This window comes from Candidatus Accumulibacter sp. ACC003, from assembly GCF_907163085.1.
GTDB lineage: Bacteria > Pseudomonadota > Gammaproteobacteria > Burkholderiales > Rhodocyclaceae > Accumulibacter.
In genome coordinates this window covers 440,775-461,084 of sequence record NZ_CAJQTX010000005.1, presented here as the reverse complement: position 1 = coordinate 461,084, position 20,310 = coordinate 440,775, and the positions used below count along the sequence as shown (strand labels likewise).

19 protein-coding genes are annotated in these 20,310 nt (G+C 61.7%); 10 read left to right on the top strand and 9 right to left on the bottom strand.

All coding sequences use genetic code 11. The features are described from left to right. The first annotated feature begins 135 nt into the window (after positions 1 to 135). Complete coding sequence (locus tag QZ656_RS11855) at positions 136 to 2,394, top strand: TonB-dependent receptor (protein ID WP_291993575.1); 2,259 nt, start codon at positions 136 to 138, stop codon at positions 2,392 to 2,394. Between the two features lie 18 nt (positions 2,395 to 2,412). On the opposite strand, the gene QZ656_RS11850 is transcribed toward QZ656_RS11855, so the two are convergent. Then, positions 2,413 to 2,769: a dihydroneopterin aldolase gene (locus QZ656_RS11850; protein WP_291993574.1), complete on the bottom strand. Its 357-nt coding sequence runs from the start codon at positions 2,767 to 2,769 to the stop codon at positions 2,413 to 2,415. Positions 2,770 to 2,889: 120 nt separating this feature from the next. On the opposite strand from QZ656_RS11850, the gene plsY reads away from it, so the two are divergent. After that, on the top strand, positions 2,890 to 3,552 hold the full coding sequence (gene plsY / locus QZ656_RS11845) for a glycerol-3-phosphate 1-O-acyltransferase PlsY (RefSeq protein ID WP_291993573.1): 663 nt from the start codon (positions 2,890 to 2,892) through the stop codon (positions 3,550 to 3,552). Here the strand turns inward: plsY and tsaD are convergent. From tsaD to QZ656_RS11830, 3 genes are all read right to left on the bottom strand, one after another. After that, positions 3,549 to 4,568, bottom strand: a complete 1,020-nt coding sequence (gene tsaD, locus QZ656_RS11840) for a tRNA (adenosine(37)-N6)-threonylcarbamoyltransferase complex transferase subunit TsaD (protein ID WP_291993572.1) — start codon at positions 4,566 to 4,568, stop codon at positions 3,549 to 3,551. The two genes, plsY and tsaD, sit on opposite strands and share 4 nt — an antisense overlap. 100 nt (positions 4,569 to 4,668) lie before the next feature. Beyond that, entirely contained in the window at positions 4,669 to 6,471 is a 1,803-nt protein-coding gene (locus QZ656_RS11835) for a Na/Pi cotransporter family protein (RefSeq protein WP_291993571.1), read from the bottom strand. Positions 6,472 to 6,496: 25 nt separating this feature from the next. Beyond that, complete coding sequence (locus QZ656_RS11830) at positions 6,497 to 7,000, bottom strand: universal stress protein (RefSeq protein WP_291993570.1); 504 nt, start codon at positions 6,998 to 7,000, stop codon at positions 6,497 to 6,499. 604 nt (positions 7,001 to 7,604) lie between these two features. Between QZ656_RS11830 and QZ656_RS11825 the strand changes: the two genes are divergently transcribed. Further along, complete coding sequence (locus QZ656_RS11825; protein WP_291993569.1) at positions 7,605 to 9,131, top strand: hemolysin family protein; 1,527 nt, start codon at positions 7,605 to 7,607, stop codon at positions 9,129 to 9,131. A 15-nt stretch (positions 9,132 to 9,146) separates the two neighbouring features. Beyond that, positions 9,147 to 10,412: a hemolysin family protein gene (locus QZ656_RS11820; RefSeq protein ID WP_291993568.1), complete on the top strand. Its 1,266-nt coding sequence runs from the start codon at positions 9,147 to 9,149 to the stop codon at positions 10,410 to 10,412. Positions 10,413 to 10,458: 46 nt separating this feature from the next. Here QZ656_RS11820 and QZ656_RS11815 read toward each other — a convergent pair whose 3' ends face one another. Then, positions 10,459 to 10,599, bottom strand: a complete 141-nt coding sequence (locus tag QZ656_RS11815; protein WP_291993567.1) for a hypothetical protein — start codon at positions 10,597 to 10,599, stop codon at positions 10,459 to 10,461. Between the two features lie 180 nt (positions 10,600 to 10,779). Here QZ656_RS11815 and QZ656_RS11810 point away from each other — a divergent pair, with 180 nt between their 5' ends. The 6 genes from QZ656_RS11810 to QZ656_RS11785 all read left to right on the top strand — a co-directional run bounded on the left by QZ656_RS11810 (position 10,780) and on the right by QZ656_RS11785 (position 15,682). Next, on the top strand, positions 10,780 to 11,247 hold the full coding sequence (locus QZ656_RS11810; RefSeq protein WP_291993566.1) for an HIT family protein: 468 nt from the start codon (positions 10,780 to 10,782) through the stop codon (positions 11,245 to 11,247). Further along, positions 11,244 to 12,842 carry a hypothetical protein gene (locus QZ656_RS11805; RefSeq protein ID WP_291993565.1) on the top strand — a complete coding sequence of 533 codons (1,599 nt, stop codon included), beginning with the start codon at positions 11,244 to 11,246 and terminating at the stop codon, positions 12,840 to 12,842. The genes QZ656_RS11810 and QZ656_RS11805 overlap by 4 nt, the downstream gene beginning before the upstream one ends. 125 nt (positions 12,843 to 12,967) lie before the next feature. Further along, positions 12,968 to 13,393, top strand: coding sequence for a DUF971 domain-containing protein (locus tag QZ656_RS11800; RefSeq protein ID WP_291993564.1), 426 nt, complete (start codon positions 12,968 to 12,970; stop codon positions 13,391 to 13,393). 32 nt (positions 13,394 to 13,425) lie between these two features. Beyond that, positions 13,426 to 14,166: a bifunctional demethylmenaquinone methyltransferase/2-methoxy-6-polyprenyl-1,4-benzoquinol methylase UbiE gene (gene ubiE / locus QZ656_RS11795; protein ID WP_291993563.1), complete on the top strand. Its 741-nt coding sequence runs from the start codon at positions 13,426 to 13,428 to the stop codon at positions 14,164 to 14,166. Positions 14,167 to 14,177: 11 nt separating this feature from the next. Further along, entirely contained in the window at positions 14,178 to 15,098 is a 921-nt protein-coding gene (locus QZ656_RS11790) for a Tim44-like domain-containing protein (RefSeq protein WP_291993562.1), read from the top strand. A gap of 8 nt (positions 15,099 to 15,106) precedes the next feature. Continuing rightward, complete coding sequence (locus QZ656_RS11785; RefSeq protein ID WP_291993561.1) at positions 15,107 to 15,682, top strand: hypothetical protein; 576 nt, start codon at positions 15,107 to 15,109, stop codon at positions 15,680 to 15,682. A 260-nt stretch (positions 15,683 to 15,942) separates the two neighbouring features. On the opposite strand, the gene QZ656_RS11780 is transcribed toward QZ656_RS11785, so the two are convergent. The 4 genes from QZ656_RS11780 to atpA form a co-directional block, all read right to left on the bottom strand. Beyond that, positions 15,943 to 16,365 (bottom strand): F0F1 ATP synthase subunit epsilon, encoded by a 423-nt coding sequence (locus tag QZ656_RS11780; protein ID WP_291993560.1) that lies wholly within the window; start codon positions 16,363 to 16,365, stop codon positions 15,943 to 15,945. 69 nt (positions 16,366 to 16,434) lie between these two features. Then, positions 16,435 to 17,835 carry a F0F1 ATP synthase subunit beta gene (gene atpD, locus QZ656_RS11775; protein WP_291993559.1) on the bottom strand — a complete coding sequence of 467 codons (1,401 nt, stop codon included), beginning with the start codon at positions 17,833 to 17,835 and terminating at the stop codon, positions 16,435 to 16,437. 44 nt (positions 17,836 to 17,879) lie between these two features. Then, a complete protein-coding gene (gene atpG / locus QZ656_RS11770) occupies positions 17,880 to 18,743 on the bottom strand; it encodes a F0F1 ATP synthase subunit gamma (RefSeq protein WP_291993558.1) in 864 nt (287 codons plus the stop codon). Between the two features lie 21 nt (positions 18,744 to 18,764). After that, entirely contained in the window at positions 18,765 to 20,303 is a 1,539-nt protein-coding gene (gene atpA, locus QZ656_RS11765) for a F0F1 ATP synthase subunit alpha (protein WP_291993557.1), read from the bottom strand. Between the last annotated feature and the right edge of the window lie 7 nt (positions 20,304 to 20,310).

Sequence of the window (20,310 nt, the reverse complement as noted above, 5' to 3'; positions counted from 1 at the left end):
CGGCGCCCGCCGGCCTTACACAAGATCTTGATTTGCATCAAAAATCTTATCTTGTGCGGCGATTTGCCACATTCCGCGACACCCCATCACTCCCTAGAATGCCGCCTGGCAAGAGACATTCAGGGAGCGTTGGACATGAAGTTCGCGAGACAACCGATCGTCGCGGCAGTCGCTCTGGCGCTGCCTGGCGTGTGGCAATCCGTAGTCGCCCAGGAGCAGCCGGCGACGATGCCGGAAGTCGTCGTCGAAGCGTCGCGCATCTGGCCCAGTGAGCCGCTCGACAGCAGCCGGCTCGACGCCGCCAGCCTGGCACCCTACCGTGCGGCGACCAGCGACACCGCCAGGCTTCTTGAGGCGCTGCCCGGAGTCAGCCTGTACGGTGCCGGCGGCGTTTCGAGCCTGCCGGTGATTCGCGGCCTGGCCGACGACCGCATCCGCATCCAGGTTGATGGCATGGACCTGATCTCGTCCTGCGCCAACCACATGAACCCACCGCTGTCGGCTATCGATCCGACCCACGTTGGCAGCGTCACGGTGTTCGCCGGTGTCACGCCGGTCAGCGCCGGCGGCGACAGTCTGGCCGGAACGATCCAGGTCAGCGCGCCCCCGCCAGCCTTCGCCAAGGCCGGCGAAGGGACGCTGCTGCAAGGCCAGGCCGGCGCCTTTTATCGCAGCAATGGCAACGGCCAGGGAGCCAATCTGGTGGCGATGATCGCCAACGAAATGGTCAGCATCAACTACTCCGGCTCGACGGCGCAGGCCGACAATTACCGCGCTGGCGACAGCTTCAAGCGCGCCGGGCTGTCGGATGGTACGACGGTCTGGCTGGCCGGCGACGAGGTCGGCTCGTCATCGTACAAAGCGGAGAATCAATCACTGAGCTTCGCCCTGCGCCAGGCCGAGCATCTGCTCGAGCTCAAGTTCGGCTATCAACACATCCCCTATCAGGGTTTCCCGAACCAACGCATGGACATGACGCTCAACGATAGCCAGCAGGTCAATCTGCGCTATCTGGGTCAGTACGCCTGGGGCTCTCTCGAAGCACGTGCCTATCACGACAAGACGCGGCACAAGATGAACTTCCTCGAAGACAAGCTGCAAACCACCGGCATGATGATGAACCTGGCCGGGATGCCGATGGAAACCGAAGGGACGACCAGCGGTGCCACGCTCAAGGCCGAGATCGTTTCCTCGGACCGCGATTTGTTCAGGATCGGTGCCGAGGTGCTGAAATATCACCTGGACGACTGGTGGGAGCCGATCTCGCCGGTGGTGGCGATGCCGATGGCCGGCATGAAGGGTTCGACTTTCTGGAACATCAACGACGGCCAGCGTGACCGTTTCGACGTCTATGGCGAGTGGCAGGCGCGCTGGAGCGAGCGCTGGCTGTCGCAGCTCGGGCTGCGCAGCAGCACGGTGGCCATGGACACCGGCAATGTGCAGGGCTACAACGTTCCGTACTACGGCAATCCGGCGAACCCGGCGTCGATCCCTGGCGCTTTCAACGCGCAGGATCACGAAAAGACCGACCACAACATCGATCTGGCGGCGCTGTTGCGCTTCACGCCGAGCGCCGAGCAGACCTTCGAGGCCGGCCTGGCGCGCAAGACGCGTTCGCCGAACCTCTACGAGCGCTACGCCTGGTCGACCAACAACGCCATGGCGATGAACATGGTGAACTGGTTTGGCGACGGCAACGGCTACGTCGGCAACCTGCAGCTCGATCCCGAAGTCGCCCGGACGGTCAGCGTCACCGCCGCCTGGCACGACGCCACGCGCGAGCAATGGGGACTGACGCTGACCCCTTTCTACACGCACGTCGACGATTACATCGACGCGCAGCGTTGCTCCGGCGGCAGCGGCATGTCGCCGTGCCAGGGCAGCAACCTGACCCGCAGCGATGACTTCGTCTACCTGCAGTTCGCCAATCAAACGGCGCGTTTGTACGGTGCCGACGTGTCCGGGCACTTCCCGCTTATCCGGGGCGGCGCTCTCGGGAGCGTCAAGATGACCGCAGTCGTCAGCTACGTCCGCGGCAAGAACACCGACACCGGCGACAACCTGTATAACATCATGCCCTTGAACGCCAGGCTGGCGCTGGTCCAGCGCTCGGGGAACTGGAGCAATACCGTCGAGGGCGTCCTGGTCGACGCCAAGACCGAGGTTTCGCAAGTTCGCAACGAGCTGCCGACCAGCGGCTACGGCTTGCTCAACGTGCGCAGCAGCTACGAATGGAAACAGCTGCGCGTCGATCTCGGCATCGACAACGTCTTCGACCGTTTCTATGAGTCGCCACTGGGCGGCGCCTATCTCGGACAGCGGCCGATGGTGTACGGGACCGCCGTGCCGGGGAGCGGGCGCTCGATCTATGCCGGGCTGAATCTGCGCTTCTGAAGGCTGGCGCCGAATGAATCAGGCGGCGGCACCGCGTTCGATGACCACCCCGACGCGCTGCACGCCGCGCATCATGCCGAGTTTGGCGATCGAGACGCGCACCCAAGTCGCGCCAAAGTCTTCGAGCAGCAAGGTGGCGACGTATTCGGCGAGCCGTTCGAGGAGATTGAAGTGTCGCGCGGCAAGCTCGCTGCGCAGGCGTTCGGCGACCGTCGCGTAATCGATGGTGTCGCGAATGTCGTCGCTGGCGCCGGCGCTGGCCGTCGAGGTGCCGATCTGCAAGGAGATTTCGACGGTCTGCGGCATCGCCTTTTCGCGAGGGTAGATACCAATCAGCGTCGAAGCGCGCAGCTGGTCTATGAAGATGATGTCCATGCGGGGGCGTCAGTTCAGTGTAGCGGTGTAGAATTCCATGCTGGTCGCAGCGTCCGACGCGCGACAACAGTCCGCGCATTCTAACCCAGAGCAAGACCGACGATCCGACCACCCCTGCCGATGCCGCCCTCCCTGCTCACTCTTCTTGGCGTCCTGGCTGCCTATTTGCTGGGCTCGGTCTCGTTCGCGCTGGTCGCCAGCCGCCTGTTCGGCCTGGCCGACCCGCGCAGCTACGGTTCGAAAAACCCCGGTGCGACCAATGTCCTGCGCAGTGGCCACAAGGGCGCGGCCTTGTTCACCCTGCTCGGCGATGCCGCCAAGGGCTGGCTGGCGGTCTTTCTTGCCGCACGCTATGCGCCAGCCTACGGCCTGCCCGACTACAGCGTCGGGCTGGTGGCGCTGGCGGTCTTTTTTGGCCACCTGTATCCGGTATTCCTCAAGTTCAAGGGTGGCAAGGGCGTCGCTACGGCGGCCGGCGTACTGCTGGCGATCAATCTCTGGCTGGGCCTGGCGACGCTGGGGACCTGGTTGTTCGTTGCCTTGACGATGCGTTACTCGTCGCTGGCGGCGCTGGTGGCGGCGACCGCTGCACCCGTTTTCGCCCTGCTGGCGTGGGGCAAGGACGGCATGGTGCTGACCGTCGCCGTCATTTCGATGGCGCTGATCGGCAAGCACTGGCAGAACCTGCAGCGCCTGATGGCCGGCAGCGAGCCGAAGCTTGGGTCAAAGAAGCCGGCGCCAGCGCCCGCGTCGGCCCGCAAATCGCCGGTGAAGCACCGCTAAGAGCAGGTCAGCGGCCAGCGCGGGCGAACCGCGAAGGCACCGGCCGGCTTGCCGGACTGCCCGGCCTGCAGCCGCAAGGCGCCGGCGAGGGCGATCATCGCGCCGTTGTCGGTACAGAATTCGAATTCCGGGTAAAAGACGGCAATCCGCGCCCGACCGGCGTGCGCGTCGAGCTGCCGCCGCAGTTCAGCGTTGGCGCCGACGCCACCGGCGACCACCAACTGCTTCAGACCGCTCATCGCCACCGCCCGCAGGGACTTGCTGACCAACACTTCGACGATCGCATCCTGGAAAGCACGCGCAATGTCGGCGCGCTGCTGCTCGCTGATCGGCGCCAACTCGCGCACGCGCGTCAGGACGGCGGTCTTCAGGCCGCTGAAGCTGAAATTGAGATCACCCGACTTGAGCATCGGACGCGGCAGTTTGACCACGTCGGGACGCCCCGCCTCGGCCAGCGCGGCCAGCGCCGGACCGCCAGGATAGTCCAGACCGAGCAGCTTGGCGGTCTTGTCGAAGGCTTCGCCGGCCGCGTCGTCAAGCGTTTCACCCATCAATTCATACTGACCGACACCGATCACCCGCATCAGCTGGCTGTGCCCGCCCGAAACCAGCAAGGCGACGAAGGGAAAGCGCGGCGGCCGCGGCGACAGCAGCGGCGACAGCAGGTGACCCTCAAGATGGTGCACCGGTACGCTGGGTACCTCGAGGGCGGTCGCCAGCGCTTCGGCGAATGCGGCGCCGACCAGCAAGGCACCCGCCAGACCCGGCCCCTGCGTATAAGCAACGGCGTCGATCGCGGCCAGCGAACGGCCGCTATCGGCGAGGACCTGACGCAACAGCGGTACGACGCGCCGGATATGGTCGCGCGAGGCGAGTTCCGGCACGACGCCGCCATACTCCTGGTGCATGCGTACCTGCGAGTGCAGGGCGTGCGCGAGCAAGCCACCGCCGGCAGCGGTGCTGTACAGCGCCATACCCGTTTCGTCACAAGACGATTCGATTCCGAGAACTAGCATCGCGCCATTCTACCGCGGCCGCAGCAAGCAGCGAAAAGGCCACGGCCCGCCAGACCGAGGATCTGGCGGGCCGTGGCCCGGAACACCGCCAGAACGACGGCTAGCTGCGGTCTTGCAGGACCGCCGGCAGGACCGTCTTGGCCATCCGCTTGGCGAAGTAGTAGATCCGCTTCTGCTTCTCGATGATCTCGACTTCGAGCGTATAGGCCGCGATACGATTGGGTTCCTCGGCAACCAGCCGGCGCGCCTCATGCATGGCGGCGGAGTCGGCGATACGGTTGATCTCGTCCTTCATCCCGGTAACGATCTGTGCCGAGCGCTCGTTGCGCTGCGCAACCGCCATCACCGCCGCCGAGACAGCCTTGCTGATCGCCACCTGGAAGCCGTTGAGCACGGCCTGGGTCGCTTCGCTTACCTGGATCTTGTCGCGGACGCGATCGTGGCCGAGAACCACCAGATTGGTCTCGACGATGTCGCCGATATTCTCGAGGTTACTCACCGCCTCCATCAACTGCATCAACTCCTTGGTCTGCTCTTCAAGTAGCGGCTGCCGGCTGATCTTGGCGAGATAGTCGAGGATTCCCGCGTGCAGGATGTCGACCGTGTCGTCCATCCGACGGATCTCCTCAAGCGCCCTGGTGTCGCCCTTGATGATCGCCGGCATGATCCCCTTCAACATCGTATTGACCGTCTCACCCATGTGCATCACTTCCATGCGCACACTGTCCAGTGCCAGCGACGGCGTGCTCAGCAGCTCTTCCTGGAGGAACTTGGTACGCACGATCATCGCTTCCTCTTCGAGCGGCTTGTCGGGAACCAGCCATTCGACGAAACGCGCGATATAGGTGGTAAACCAGATGAAAATACAGCCATTGGCGACGTTGAAGAAAGTGTGCGCGTTGGCGATCTGGCGCGGCGTCTCGGCGGCGAGCTGCGCCATGCCGCTGAGGTCCGGGTAGGCAGGAGACATCCAGACAACCGCATGCTTGATCACGCTGATGAAAGGCAGCCACATCAAGACGCCGGTGGTCGCCAGGCCGGTATGGACGACGGCACAGCGTACCGCTTCGCGCGGTTTGCCAATGGCGGCCAGCAACGCCGTCACGCAGGTACCAATATTGGCGCCCATGACCAGCGGAATGCCGGCATCAAGGCTGATGAAGCCCTGCGACGCCATGACGATGACGATTGCGGTGGTCGCCGACGACGACTGGATCAGCGCCGTAAAAAGCGCCGAGACAATGACCGCGATGATCGGATTGGTCATCGTCTGCATCATGTCGAGGAAGGGCTGGTAGCTGCGCAGCGGATGCATCGCCTCGCCCATCACGTGCATGCCGAAGAACACCAGGCCAAGGCCCATCAACATGCCGCCATAGCTCTTGATCTTCTCGTTCTTGGAAAGAAAGAGCATGGCAAAGCCGCCGGCGATCATCGCCAGCGCGGCCTTGGTGATCTTGAAGGCGACGATCTGGCCGGTGATCGTCGTACCGATCTTGGCGCCGATGATGACGCCGACCGACTGCGGCAAGGACATCAGCCCGGCCGAAATGAAACCGACCAGCAGGACCGTCGTCACCGACGATGACTGGATCACCGCAGTCACCACGGCGCCGGTTCCCAGGCCGGCAAAGCGGTTGACGGTCAGCTTGGCGAGGATGCTTTTCATCCGCTCGCCGGCGACGGCCTTCAGCGCCACTTCCATCTGCACCATGCCGTAGAGGAACAGGGCGAGGCCGCCGAGCAACTCCATCGTCATGCCGCCCCAATTCATCGAGGTAGTCGGGTCTACGGCGGCAGCAAGCGCCGGCCAGGCGACGACGCCAAGGACCGCGCCCACGATCCCGAGCGCGACCAGCGCGCCGGTATTGGTGGGAAGTTCTTTCAGATACGTGTCGAGCATAAGTCAGGCCTCCGGTCGTTGCGACTCAATGTTTTGAATGATCCTTGACGATCGTTACCGGCAGCTTGGCCAGACCAAGAACCTGTTCGGCGACCGAACCCAACAGCAGATGGCGTAGTCCTGTCGCGCCCTTGCTGCCCATCACGACCATACTGGCCTTCTCTTTCTCGACCACCTGCAGGATGCGGGTCACGGGTATTCCCTTGACCAACATCAGCTCGGCCTTCTGCAGGGGCTGCCGCTCGGGATGCCGCTTGCGTACCCCCGCCATGAACTCGTCGAGCATTTCACCGGCGACGTCGGCCATCCGTGTGAGAGTTTTCTTGCCGGCCATTTTCGCGTAGTAGCCGGGCATGTTCTGCGGGTCGTGGACCACGTGCAGAACAAGCAGCTTTGCCGCCAAACCATCGGCAAAATCACTGGCCAGCAACAAAGCGGCCTCGGAATACAGCGAAAAATCGATCGGAACGACAATCGGACCGCGGCCAGGGTCTGGCGACCCGGCGGCGGCTTTGCTCTTGTCAACCATGGGCAAATCCTCCTTTGTTGGTGGCAACTGGCGGGTACATCCCCGGGCATCGCTCCGACCGGCGCGTGCTCGGCGCTTGCTTCGAACGGCCGCCTGAGCGGCACGCCCGGCGACTCAAAACACGGCACAAGCCAGCGCGGCGGACACGCGTCGCATCTTTGTGTGTTAAATGCTTATTGGCTAATACCAAGAGACGCTCAAGCGCAACAATACAGTAGTTTTCTCAAGACCTACGTGTTTTTCGTGCGTATATTGGCTGTACGATGCGCACAGTACCCAACATGCTACGCTTCTGCCTGCCTCGTTTCGCGCTCGGCGGATGCCGCTAAACAGGGCACCATCGAGGCTTCGGCGCGACCGTAAAACGGCCATTCCGGATGCTGCCGGGCTGGCGACGTCGGCTTGCTCAAGCCGCCTGGGAGGTGCTTTTTGTGGTCCGGAAAGGCTTGTTTCATTGGCACATAGCGCCTATCCTTGGGCTTTTGCCAGTTACTGTCTCGGCATGTCGCCGACCACGAGACAGATGGTGCATTGCGATCATGCGCGCCAAGCGCCTGAATCTATTGGTCAAAAATTCCTGGGGCGGGGACATTTCATGGAGTGGTTGCGGGAAGCCTTTGACTTCATCGATCTCACGGACGTCAACTGGGATCTGACCATTCGCCTGGTGATTCAGGCCGGACTGTTCTGCCTGTCGGCATTCTTCTCGGGCTCGGAAACGGCGCTTTTTTCGCTCAGCCGCATCGATCTGCAAAAACTGCGCAATTCGCGCAACCCACATTCCGAAAGCATCCACGCGATGCTCGACGAGCCACGGCGACTGATCGTCTCGCTGCTCTGCGGCAACGAGCTGGTCAACATCGCGGCGGCCGCCAACATGACAATGATCCTGGTCATGATGTTTGGCGAGGCCGATGCCGGCTGGATCAATATCGTGGTGATGGTGCCGCTACTTTTGCTGTTTGGCGAGGTGACGCCAAAGACCATCGCGGTCAATTCGCCGGTCAAGTTCGCCAGCCTGCTCACCGCCCGCTTTCTCCCCAAGTGGATTTTCATCGTCACCCCATTGCGCAATGTCGTGCGCCTGGTCGCCGATCGTGTCACGACCTTCGTGGTCGGCGAGCACGTCGACCGCGAAAACATCCTGAGACCCGACGAGTTGCGCACCCTGATGGCCGACAGCGAAGAAACCGGCGTCATCGAGGCCTCGGAAAGGGTGCTGATCGACAAAGTCCTCGAGGCGGCGGAGACCGATGTAGCACGAATCATGACGCCGGGACCGCGCATTCGTTTTCTTGACGGCGACCTGCCGATCGAAGAACTGATCGAGCGCTTTCGTACTTATCGCCACCCGCGGGTACCGGTCTATCGCGGCCATTGGGACAACGTCATCGGCTTTCTGCAGGCCGAGGATCTGCTGCGGCGGGTCCGCGGCGATGACAAGGTTTCGGAAATCAAGCTTCCCGAGCTCCTGAAGCCCGCGCACTTTGTTCCGCCGACCAAGAAGGTGGACGAGATGCTCGAGTATTTTCAGCGCTTCAACACCCGCGCTGCAGTGGTCATTGGCGAATACGGCGAGGTGCTTGGCATTGTCACGATCAAGGACGTGATGACCTTCATCTTCGGTGAAATCTCGGGGAAGATGCGCGGGCAGGAGTATTACCAGCAGGAGGGTAATAACAGTTTTACCGTCCCCGGTTATATGCGTCTGGCCGATTTCCGCACGCTCACCAATTTCGATATCGACGACCCGCTGATGAACACCATCGGTGGCGTAACCCTGGTCTTGTTCGGTCGCTTGCCGCGCGTCGGCGAAAAAGTGTTCTTCGCCGACTACGAGATCACGGTCAAGGAAGTGAGCGGCATGCGCATCACCAAGGTGCGGGTGTCCTTCGGCGGTACCCGCGACGAGCAGGACGGCGCGCCCGATACCCCCCTGGACATGGAAAGCCTTGCCGAGTCGTCGTCGGAGGACTCGCCGGCGGACCAGGAACAGGAGACCCTCGACGAATACGACGACGACCTGATGCGCGAGTCGTCGGAGCAGGAAGGCGAGTTGCCCAACGAGACGCACGATGGGCAGCCAGAAAGCGAAAAACCGGCAAGCGAAATCGTCAGAACGACAGACTAGGCGAGGAGAGCAGCAATGGAGTTGGAATTGGCGTTGGAGCTGGTGGTCATTCTGTTCTTCTTAATACTCAAAGGTTTTTTCTCGGGTTCCGAGTTGGCCATGGTCAATGCCGACAAGATTCACCTGCGACACCAGGCGCGGCTTGGCGACCCCGGCGCCAAACTGGTGCTGCAGCTGTTTCGTACGCCGGACATCATGCTCGGAACAACGCTGGTCGGTACCAATATCGCGACGGTGACGATCACCACCCTCGGCACGCTGTTGTTCATCGACGCCATGGGTGAAATCGGTGACCTGGTTTCAGTGCTGGTATTCACGCCATTCCTGCTGATTTTCGGCGAGATCGTACCCAAGAGTATTTTTCAGCAAAAGTCCGACTGGATCGTCACCAGGATCATCTACGGGCTGCGTTTCTTCTCGTACGTCTTTTATCCGGTGATTTTCGTCTTCAGCCGCATCGCGCGCGTTGCGGCACGCCTCTTCGGCGGCGCATCGTCCGGTCAGAGTGGCTTCATCACCAAGGACGAGTTGCGGGTGCTTATCGATCTCTCCGAGACCCCCGCCGACGGCGGCGGCGCTACCAACAAGCAGCGCATTCGTCGTATTTTCCGCTTTGCCGACACGACGGTGGGCGAAGTCATGTCGCCACTGGCCGAGGTCATCGGTTTCAACGAAAGGCGCGGAATTGACGAAGCTCTACGCCGGGTCTGGGAGCATGGCTTCAATCGCCTGCCGGTTTTTCGCGGCAACATTACCAATGTGACCGGCGTGCTGACGCTGACCACCTGGGACCTGCTGATGCCGGACATCGAAAAGCGTGCGGCCAGCGACTTCATTCGGCCGGCGCTCTATCTGTCACCCAAACAGTCCATCGATCAAGTGCTGCCACTGCTGCGCGCACGCTCCGATCACATGGCGATCGTGGTCGACGAGTTTGGCTCGGCGATTGGCATCCTGACCATGGAAGACATCTTCGAAGAAGTCGTCGGGAGCGTCGACTCGGGCTACGACTTCGACAACATGAAGCCGCCGCGCGTAGTTATCGAGTCCGAAAGTGACGATAACCATCTGATCGGCGGACGAGCGCCAATCTCGGAGCTCAACGACTCGCTGAGGCTCAATCTGCCGGTCGGCGAAGCGCACACACTCGCCGGCTTCCTGATCGCCCGCCTGCGACATATCCCGGCGGTGGGCGATAGCGTTGAGGAGCGGGGTCATCGCTACACGGTGATCGAAGCCGATGCCCGCACAGTCACCAAAGTCCGCGTCGAACGTCTTTAGGCGATTGCCGGAAACCGCCGCCCGGCAAGGCAACGGCCGCTTTCGCTCAGGCGGCCAGCCGACGCGACGAGCCCTTGCCATTGCCCTTCACTACCGGTCCGGCAAGTTGCGCCGCAGAAATTGCCGGCCGATTGCCGCCGCGCGCTAGCCAATCGACGCCACTCGCCATCGTGGTCGTGGCCACCACAGCGCGCTCGTAAAGATCGTGTGGCGAGCAAGCAGCTGAAGTGGTCGGCACGGTACCCAAGCGTCAATGCAGTTTGTCACGCGCTCTGTGACCTATTTCCTCACGTCTTGCGCCACCCAGGTTTATTGTCTCGGTCAACAGGCGCGCTTCGGCGCCCGGTGATCAACAAGGAGTCTGGCCGTGAGTAGGGATGCGATTGACGATTGCGAGCTGTGCGGCTCGCCCGGTGGCGAGGTGGTCTGGGAAAGTGCGTGTTGTCGCGTCGTGATGGTTGCCGACGCCGACTATCCGGGCTTCTGCCGCGTTGTCTTGAACCGCCATCTGCGCGAGATGACCGACCTGCCCCACAAGGAAAGAATGCATCTGATGACGGTTGTTTTCGCCGTCGAGACCGCCTTGCGCTGCCTGTATCAACCGGACAAGATCAATCTCGCGAGTCTCGGCAATGTCACTCCGCATGTGCATTGGCACCTGATACCACGCTGGCGCGACGACCGGCACTTTCCAAATCCGGTGTGGGCAACGCCACAGCGGGCCAACGTTCAAAGCCGCCGCGCCGTCGACGGAAGACAACTTGGTGATCGGATCATCGCCGCCCTGCGCACTCCGTCGAGCGTCCATCACGGGTCGTCAGGAGAAACACCATGAGCGCAGTTCTTGCCAAAATGCCGGGAGTCACGATGAAGATTTCGGACTTGAAAACGGGTTTCCAGATCCTCTCTCGCCTTCCCCTGGCCAACTCGCAACAGGCCGATCGGGAAATAAACCATTTCCTGGATAGCCTGCTGGAGGCGCCTCCCGCAAGCGACGTTTATCTGCAACTACTTGAACAGACCAGGATTTCACTGTGCTTTGTCGAGGAAGATCTGGCCCGCCACTACAGTAGCAAGGCGCTGCCGCTGGGCGAAATCGAAGAGGCGGCCTTTCAGCAGGTAGTGGCAACCTGGCTCAAGGCGGCACGTGCATACGCGCATTGCGCGCAGCTGCAAGACGGCGACGATGGCGAACGACTGGCTTTGATCCTGCATCGCTGCATCTACTACACCGGAATGGCCATCGTCGAACATGATCGTGCGCGTCGGCAGCTGCCCGAGGGCCTCTGGCTGGACCTGCATGGCTTCTACGCCAGCGCCGAAGAATGGGGTGTAGCAACGGTCGCCGTCCCCGATTCTCTCGACCCACTCGGGCGCACGACCCACTGTACGGCGGCATTTGTCAGCCTGCTGCTGATCGAACTCGCCGGGCCCTATAGCCTGACGGTGCGCGAGCTCGGCCTGGTGCGACGCTGGGCCGCTGCCTGGTCGCCGCTGGTCAGTATCCATCCAGCGCTGGCGGGCAACCCACTGCCGCCTCTGGTCGTCGACCTCATGCACGATTCCGGCCTGCGTGCAGCCAACGACTGCCTGCAGACGGAGAACGTTCGTCGTGTGGACATCGCTCGTCTGGCGGCACAAATCAACGAGACCAAGCGACAACTGCAGAAAAAAATACAGCCAATGCAACTCGGTCTTGGCGAAGACTGCACCAGCGCCCAATGCCATCGGCTGCTTGACCGCCTGGCCAGGCCGTGGTGCTTGCTGCGCGCTGCCCGTCGCTTTCGTCGCCACCGTGCGACGGGGATTGCCAAGGTCTGTAGCGGATTCACGGCCATGCACTACTACATCTCCGGAACCGAGTTCAGCCAACCCGAGAACGCTCGCATCTATTCTCGCCAGGAGTTCGACAACATGTTCACCTTCCGGCACGGACTGGACCCGACGCAGGGTCTGGAAGTTCGCCGCTCACACCTGGGCCTTGCCGTCGACGATTGGGAGGTACTGGACCAGAGCGCCAACGGCTTCCGTCTGCTGCGGTCGACCGCGGGTCGACGGCTGGCGCCTGAGCAGTTGCTGGCCATTTGCCCGCACGACGGTAGCGCCCATCTGCTGGCACAGGTGGTGTGGTTGATGCAGGAGCAAGGCGGCGGGCTGGTCGCCGGCGTCGCGGCACTCGCGGGTAAACCGCAGGCGGTTGCGGCCCGGCAGCTCTCACAGAGCGCCGGGCACGCCGACTCCTATAGCCGGGCGTTCATGTTGCCGGCCTTCCCGGCAATCGGCGAGGAGCAGAGCCTGGTCATCCCGGCGGGCTGGTTCTATCCGGATCGACTGCTGGAGGTCTACGTCGATGGCGTCTGGCGCGTCCGCCTGCAGCAGCTTCTCAGCGAAGGCCCGGACTTTGAAAGGGTAACCTTCAGAATCACCTGACGAGCCTGCTCGCCCGGCACGGCGCGCCGCGGGAAGCGACGACCGGCGCCGGGCGGGCGCCGTTCAGGTCTGCAGCAAGGTTTTTTGCGCTATCATGGTCGGCCGCATTGCGCACAGAGGAACTCATGGCTGGCCTGGACGAGACGACAAAAATCCCGACCGAGATCAAGCTTCACCAGAAATCACGCGTCCTGGAAATCACCTTCGAGGATGGTGAGCGCTTTGAGCTGAGCTACGAGTTTCTCCGCGTATTCACGCCGTCGGCCGAAGCCCGTGGCCACGGTCCGGGACAGGAAGTCCTGCAAGTAGGCAAGCGGGAAGTGGGCATCGAGCGCATTGAAGCCATCGGTAACTACGCCATCCGGCCGGTCTTTTCCGACGGACATGACAGCGGTTTGTACTCGTGGGACGTGCTCTACAATCTTGGCAGCCACCGTGCAGAGCTGTGGCAGGCTTACCTCGACCGTCTTTCGGCGGCCGGGGGCAGCCGCGACCCGGGCGCGTTTACACCAGCACCGGCGAAAGCGCCCGGCGACTGCGGCAAGCGTTGATTCTCGCCAATACGACCGCGTGAGCTAGCACGATGACCGACAGAAACACGACCCATTTTGGCTTCCAGGAAGTTGGTGAAGACGAAAAGGCGCAGCGCGTCGCCGATGTTTTCGATTCGGTCGCCCAACGCTACGACCTGATGAACGATCTGATGTCAGGCGGCCTGCACCGCTTGTGGAAGGCTTTCGCCATCGCCAAGAGCGGTGTCCGCGCCGGGGCGCGAGTCCTCGACGTGGCCGGCGGCACCGGCGATCTGGCGCTGGCTTTTTCAAGAAAGCTCGGCGACAACGGTCAGGTCTGGCTGACCGACATCAACAATGCGATGCTCACACGCGGTCGCGATCGACTTTGCGACAAGGGCGCTCTGGTCCACGTCGCGCAGTGCGATGCCGAGAGTTTGCCATTCCCCGACGAGTACTTCGATTGCGTAACCGTCGCCTTCGGGCTGCGCAACATGACCCACAAGGAGCGGGCACTCGCCGAAATGCAGCGCGTGCTGCGGGCGGGTGGTCGGCTGCTGGTGCTTGAGTTTTCCCAAGTGTGGAAGCCTTTGGCGCCAGCCTACGATTTCTACTCGTTCAAGGTAATCCCGCGCATCGGTCAGATCATCACCCAGGATGAGGCCAGTTACCGCTACCTGGCGGAATCGATCCGGGTTCATCCGGATCAGCAGGGGCTGAAGCTACTGATGGAACAAGCAGGTTTCGAGCGTGTCGAATTTTTCAATTTGGCACTGGGCGTTGTCGCCCTACATCGAGGTTTCAAGTTCTAGGAGAACCAATAGTGAAGAGGATCTTGTTGGCGTTGGCGCTTACTGTGTTGAGCTTTGGGCTGGTCGTCGACGATGCCGAGGCCAGGCGTTTCGGAGGGGGCCGGTCGCTGGGAATGCAGCGCCAGGCGACGCCAGCACCGCAGAAGGCAGCACCTGCGGCGGCGCCTGCGGCGGCACCTGCGGCGGCACCCGCAAGCACCGCCGCAGCCGGCGCGGCGGCGCCAAAACGCAACTGGATGGGGCCGCTGGCGGGTCTTGCCGCCGGCCTGGGGATCGCTGCGCTGCTCTCGCACTTTGGTCTTGGCGAAGGAATGGCTAACCTGGTCATGATCGCGTTGCTGGCGATGGCCGCTGTGGTCGTCTTCAAGCTACTGTTTCGTCGCAAGACACAAGCGGCCGCGGAACCCTTGCAGTACGCGGGCGCGGCCAGCGCCAACCGCGCAGCGTCGCCGCCTTTCGATCTCCAGCAGGGCGGGAGCGGCCGCGCGGCCGACGAACGCACGCCCGCACTGGCCAGCGCTGCGGTCAGCGACCTGGCTATGCCGGCGGCGGCGACCATCCCGGCTGATTTTGACGCTGAAGGCTTCCTGCGCGTCGCCAAGCTGAATTTCGTTCGGCTACAGGCGGCAAACGACGCCGGCAACATGGAGGACATCCGCGAATTCGTCAGCCCCGAGGTCTTTGCCGAAATCAAGCTGCAGCTTGGCGAGAGAGGCGAGTCGGCGCAACAGACCGACGTCGTCACGCTCGACGCCGAACTCCTCGAGGTGGTCAGCGAAGCGACGCGCCACGTCGCCAGTGTGCGGATGAGCGGCATGATCCGTGAAGAGACGGGCGCCGCGGCGGTTCCCTTCGATGAGGTCTGGAACCTGTCGAAGCCCGCCGATGGGTCGCGGGGCTGGGTAGTCGCCGGGATTCAGCAGCGGTCCTGAAGCCGGTGGTGAACAACGCGGCGCTGGGCCTGGTCAATCACCTGCTGACGGGCGAGGACTGGGCGCGCGAACGCCTTCTGGAGTTTTCCGGTCAGACCGCCCGTTTGCTCTTCGGCCGCTCGGTTTTGTCGTTCACCATTTCCGACGCCGGCTTGCTCGGCGCCGCCGACACCGCAGCAGCGGTAGCCGTCAGCATACGCCTTCCCGATGACGCTCCGGTGCGTGCCCTGACCGACCGGGCGTCGCTTTTTTCAACGGCGACGATATCGGGTTCGGCTGACCTCGCCGAAACCCTCGCTTTTGTTTTTCGTAATTTGCGCTGGGACGTCGAACACGATCTCTCGCGACTGCTCGGCGATATGGTGGCGCGCCGCGCGCTACAGCTGGCAAACGGCTTGGCACAATGGCAGGCGGGTGCCACCAGGAATCTGGCATTTAGCTTGGCCGAGTATCTGACCGAGGAAGAGGCCGCCATTGCATCGCGGCCGGCGGTGCAGTCGTTCTGCGTGCAGGTCGATGCACTGCGCGACGACCTGGCGCGATTCGAGAAGAGACTGGAGCGCTTCGCGCGTCGGCAGGGCTGAGCGAGGATTCGTTAATTTGAAAGTCGCGTACGCGGCTCACGAAACTCCCGTCTCCCCTTGCGGGAGAAGGGCCAGGGGAAGAGGGAAACGGTCATGACTTTCATGATCTGGGGTATCTCGACCTGTCATGACCGTTCGCGCCGCAGTCCCGTTGCGGTCGTATCTGGATGATCGACGTTTGCCGATCAGTCATCGGTGCTCTGGACGAAAAAAAAGCAGCCGGAGCTGCTTTTTTTATTGCTGGCGGTTGGCCCCTATTTTCAGTGTGGGCCGCGCAGCTTCTTGATTGCTGCCAACTGCGCGAGTGCTTGCGACAACTCGGCTTCGGCGGCGGCCAGACCCATGTCCGACGTACGATCGCGAAGAACTTCTTCGGCGCGGCGCTTGGCCTCGATCGCCTTGGCTTCGTCGAGATCAGCGGCGCGAACAGCCGTGTCAGCGAGCACCGTGATCAGCTGCGGCTGCACTTCGAGCATCCCGCCAGACACGTAGACCAGCTCGTATTCGTCGCGGTCAGGCACTTTCAGGCGAATCGTTCCTGGCTTGATGCGCGTCAATAGCGGCGTGTGCCGCGGGTAGATCCCGAGCTCACCAGCCTCACCGGGAAATACGGCGAAGTCAGTCTGGCCGGAGAAGATCAATTCCTCGGCGCTGACGACGTCGACATGTACTCTGATTGCCATGCTCTTTCCTTTGCTGGGTCATTTGCGCTCCTGACAGCGGCGCGCAAATGACGGTCTCCGATGCCTGATCTAGAGAGTCTTGGCTTTCTCGAACACTTCTTCGATACCGCCGACCATGTAGAACGCCTGTTCCGGAATGTTGTCGCATTCGCCGTCGACGATCATTTTGAAGCCCTTGAGCGTGTCCTTGAGGGGAACATATTTGCCCGGAGAGCCGGTAAAGACCTCGGCGACGCTGAACGGCTGCGACAGGAAACGCTGGATCTTGCGCGCCCGATAGACGGCGAGCTTGTCGTCCGGCGACAGCTCGTCCATCCCGAGAATGGCGATGATGTCGCGCAGCTCCTTGTACTTCTGGAGAGTCATCTGCACCGCGCGGGCAATACCGTAGTGCTCCTCGCCAACGACCTGCGGGTCGAGCTGACGCGAGGTCGAGTCGAGCGGGTCAACGGCCGGGTAGATGCCCAGCGATGCGATGTCACGCGACAGCACGACGGTCGAGTCGAGGTGCTGGAAGGTAGTCGCTGGCGACGGGTCGGTGAGGTCATCGGCTGGCACGTAGACGGCCTGAATCGAAGTAATCGAGCCGACCTTGGTCGACGCGATGCGTTCCTGCAGGCGGCCCATTTCTTCGGCCAGTGTTGGCTGATAGCCAACCGCCGACGGCATCCGGCCGAGCAGCGCCGAAACCTCGGTACCGGCCAGCGTGTAACGGTAGATGTTGTCGACAAAGAACAGGATGTCGCGGCCATCGTCACGGAACTTCTCGGCCATCGTCAGCCCGGTCAGCGCGACGCGCAGTCGGTTGCCGGGCGGCTCGTTCATCTGTCCGAAAACCATCGCCACCTTGTCAAGAACATTTGACTCTTTCATCTCGTGATAGAAGTCGTTGCCCTCACGAGTCCGCTCGCCGACACCGGCAAAGACCGAAAGACCCGCGTGCTGCTTGGCGATGTTGTTGATCAACTCCATCATGTTGACGGTCTTGCCGACGCCGGCGCCACCGAACAGGCCGACCTTACCACCCTTGGCGAAAGGACAGACCAGATCGATGACCTTGATGCCGGTCTCGAGAAGATCGACGGATGGCGACAACTCGTCGAATTTGGGCGCCAGCTGGTGAATCGCGCGCCGCTCTTCGGTAGCGATCGGCCCGGCTTCATCGATTGGGCGACCGAGGACGTTCATGATGCGGCCGATCGTGGCATTACCGACGGGTACCGAGATGGCAGCACCCGTGTCGTTGACCTTCATGCCGCGACGGAGGCCATCGGACGAGCCCATGGCAATCGTGCGCACAATGCCGTCACCGAGTTGTTGCTGAACTTCGAACACCAGGTCCGCTTCGCACATGTCCGACTCTTCGGCCTTGTCGAGCAGCAGGGCGTTGTAGATATGGGGCATGGCGTCACGTGGGAACTGGACGTCCACCACGGCGCCGATACACTGAACAATGTTTCCTTGATTCATGGTTGTATCCCTAATCAATAAACTAACTATCGCGTGGTCAGACGTCAGACAGCCGCTGCGCCGGCGCAAATCTCCGAAATCTCTTGCGTGATCGAGGCCTGACGAGCCTTGTTGTAGACCAGCTTGAGCTCTCCGATGACGTTCTTGGCGTTATCCGAAGCCGACTTCATGGCGACCATGCGGGCGCTCTGTTCCGAAGCCATATTCTCGGCAACAGCCTGGTAAATCATCGCCTCGACGTAGCGAACGAGCAGGTCGTCAATCACCGTCTTGGCATCGGGCTCGTAAATATAGTCCCAGCGGTTCTCGCCGCCTCCGACCAGTTCGCCGGACAGCGGCAGTAACTGATAGAAGGTCGGTTCCTGTTTCATGGTGTTGATGAACTGCGTGCAGGCGATGTACAGAACGTCGATCTCACCGTTGATGTAGGCGTCAAGCTGAACCTTTACCGGACCGATAAGTTTTTCCAGGTGCGGCGTATCGCCGAGCCCGGTCAAGTGCGAGACGACGTCGGCGCCGGCGCGCTGCATGAAGCCCAGACCCTTGCTGCCAATCGCCGTGACGCGCAGCTTCTTGCCCTCGGCGTCCCACTCTTTCATCTTCGTCAGCGCGAGACGCAGGAGGTTGGTGTTCAGGCCACCGCACAGCCCCTTGTCAGAGGTAATCGCGATCAAGCCGATGGCCTTCACCTGCTCACGTACGGTCAGAAAAGGATGGCGGTAGTCGGTCAGGGCGTGCGAGAGGTTGCCGGCTACCAGGCGAATCTTCTCGCCGTAGGGGCGGGCCGCGCGCATTCTATCCTGCGCTTTGCGCATTTTTGATGCAGCGACCATCTGCATGGCCTTGGTGATCTTGGCCGTGCTCTCGATGCTCTTGATCTTGTTGCGGATTTCCTTGCCGCTAGGCATGGCAACCTCCTCGATCGATGATCAGGCCAATGTGGCCTTGAACTCCTCAATCGCCTTGGTGAGCTTCTGCTCAGCGTCAGCGTCGAGATCCTTGGTTGTTTCGATCTTGCTGATCAGGTCGGCGTATTTCTCCGCGATGAAAGCTTGCATCTGCTTCTCGACAGCCAGCGCCTTCGCCACATCTACATCGTCGAAATAGCCCTTGTTCACCGCGTGCAGGGTGATTGCCATTTGCGAGATCGACATTGGCGCGTACTGCGGCTGCTTCATCAGTTCGGTTACCAGACGGCCACGATCCAGCTGTTTGCGAGTCGCTTCGTCCAGGTCGGACGCGAACTGCGAAAACGCAGCGAGTTCACGATACTGGGCGAGCGCCAGACGAACGTGGCTACCGAGCTTCTTCACGACCTTGGTCTGCGCCGCACCACCGACGCGCGAGACCGAGATACCAGCATCCATGGCCGGACGAACACCGGCGCTGAAGAGGTCGGTATCGAGGAAGATCTGGCCGTCGGTAATCGAGATAACGTTGGTCGGAACAAAGGCGGAGACGTCACCAGCCTGCGTCTCAATGATCGGCAGGGCAGTCAGCGAGCCCGTCTTGCCCTTGACTTCGCCGTTGGTGAACTTCTCGACCCATGCTTCGGAAACGCGCGCCGCGCGCTCGAGCAGGCGCGAGTGCAGGTAGAACACATCGCCGGGGTAGGCCTCACGCCCTGGCGGACGGCGCAGCAGCAGTGACACCTGGCGATACGCCCAGGCCTGCTTGGTCAAATCGTCATAGATGATCAAGGCATCCTGGCCGCGATCACGGAAGTACTCGCCCATGGTGCAACCGGAGTAGGGCGCGATGTATTGCAGGGCTGCCGTTTCCGAGGCGGTGGAGGCAACGACGGTGGTGTACTCCATCGCGCCATTCTCTTCGAGCTTGCGAACAACGTTGGCAACGGTCGAGGCTTTCTGACCGATCGCCACGTAGATGCAGATCAGGTCCTGGCCCTTCTGGTTGATGATCGTATCAATCGCCACCGCAGTCTTGCCAACCTGCCGGTCACCAATGATCAACTCGCGCTGGCCACGGCCGACCGGGACCATTGCATCGATCGACTTCAGTCCGGTCTGTACCGGCTGCGAAACCGATTTGCGCCAGATCACGCCGGGCGCCACTTTCTCGATCTTGTCGGTCAGCTTGTTGTTGATCGGGCCTTTGCCGTCGATCGGCTGACCAAGCGAGTTCACTACCCGACCGAGTAGTTCGGGACCGACCGGGACTTCGAGGATGCGGCCGGTAGTCTTGACCGTGTCGCCCTCACTGATCTGATCGTATTCACCGAGAACCACCGCGCCAACCGAGTCGCGGTCAAGGTTCAGCGCCATGCCGAAGATATTGCCCGGAAACTCGAGCATTTCTCCCTGCATGACGTCGGTCAGCCCATAGATACGGCAAATGCCGTCGGTCACCGAAACGACGGTGCCCTGGGTGCGCAGATCGGCGCTGATGTCAAGATTCTCGATCTTGCTCTTGATCAGTTCGCTGATTTCTGAAGGATTCAACTGCATGGAAATT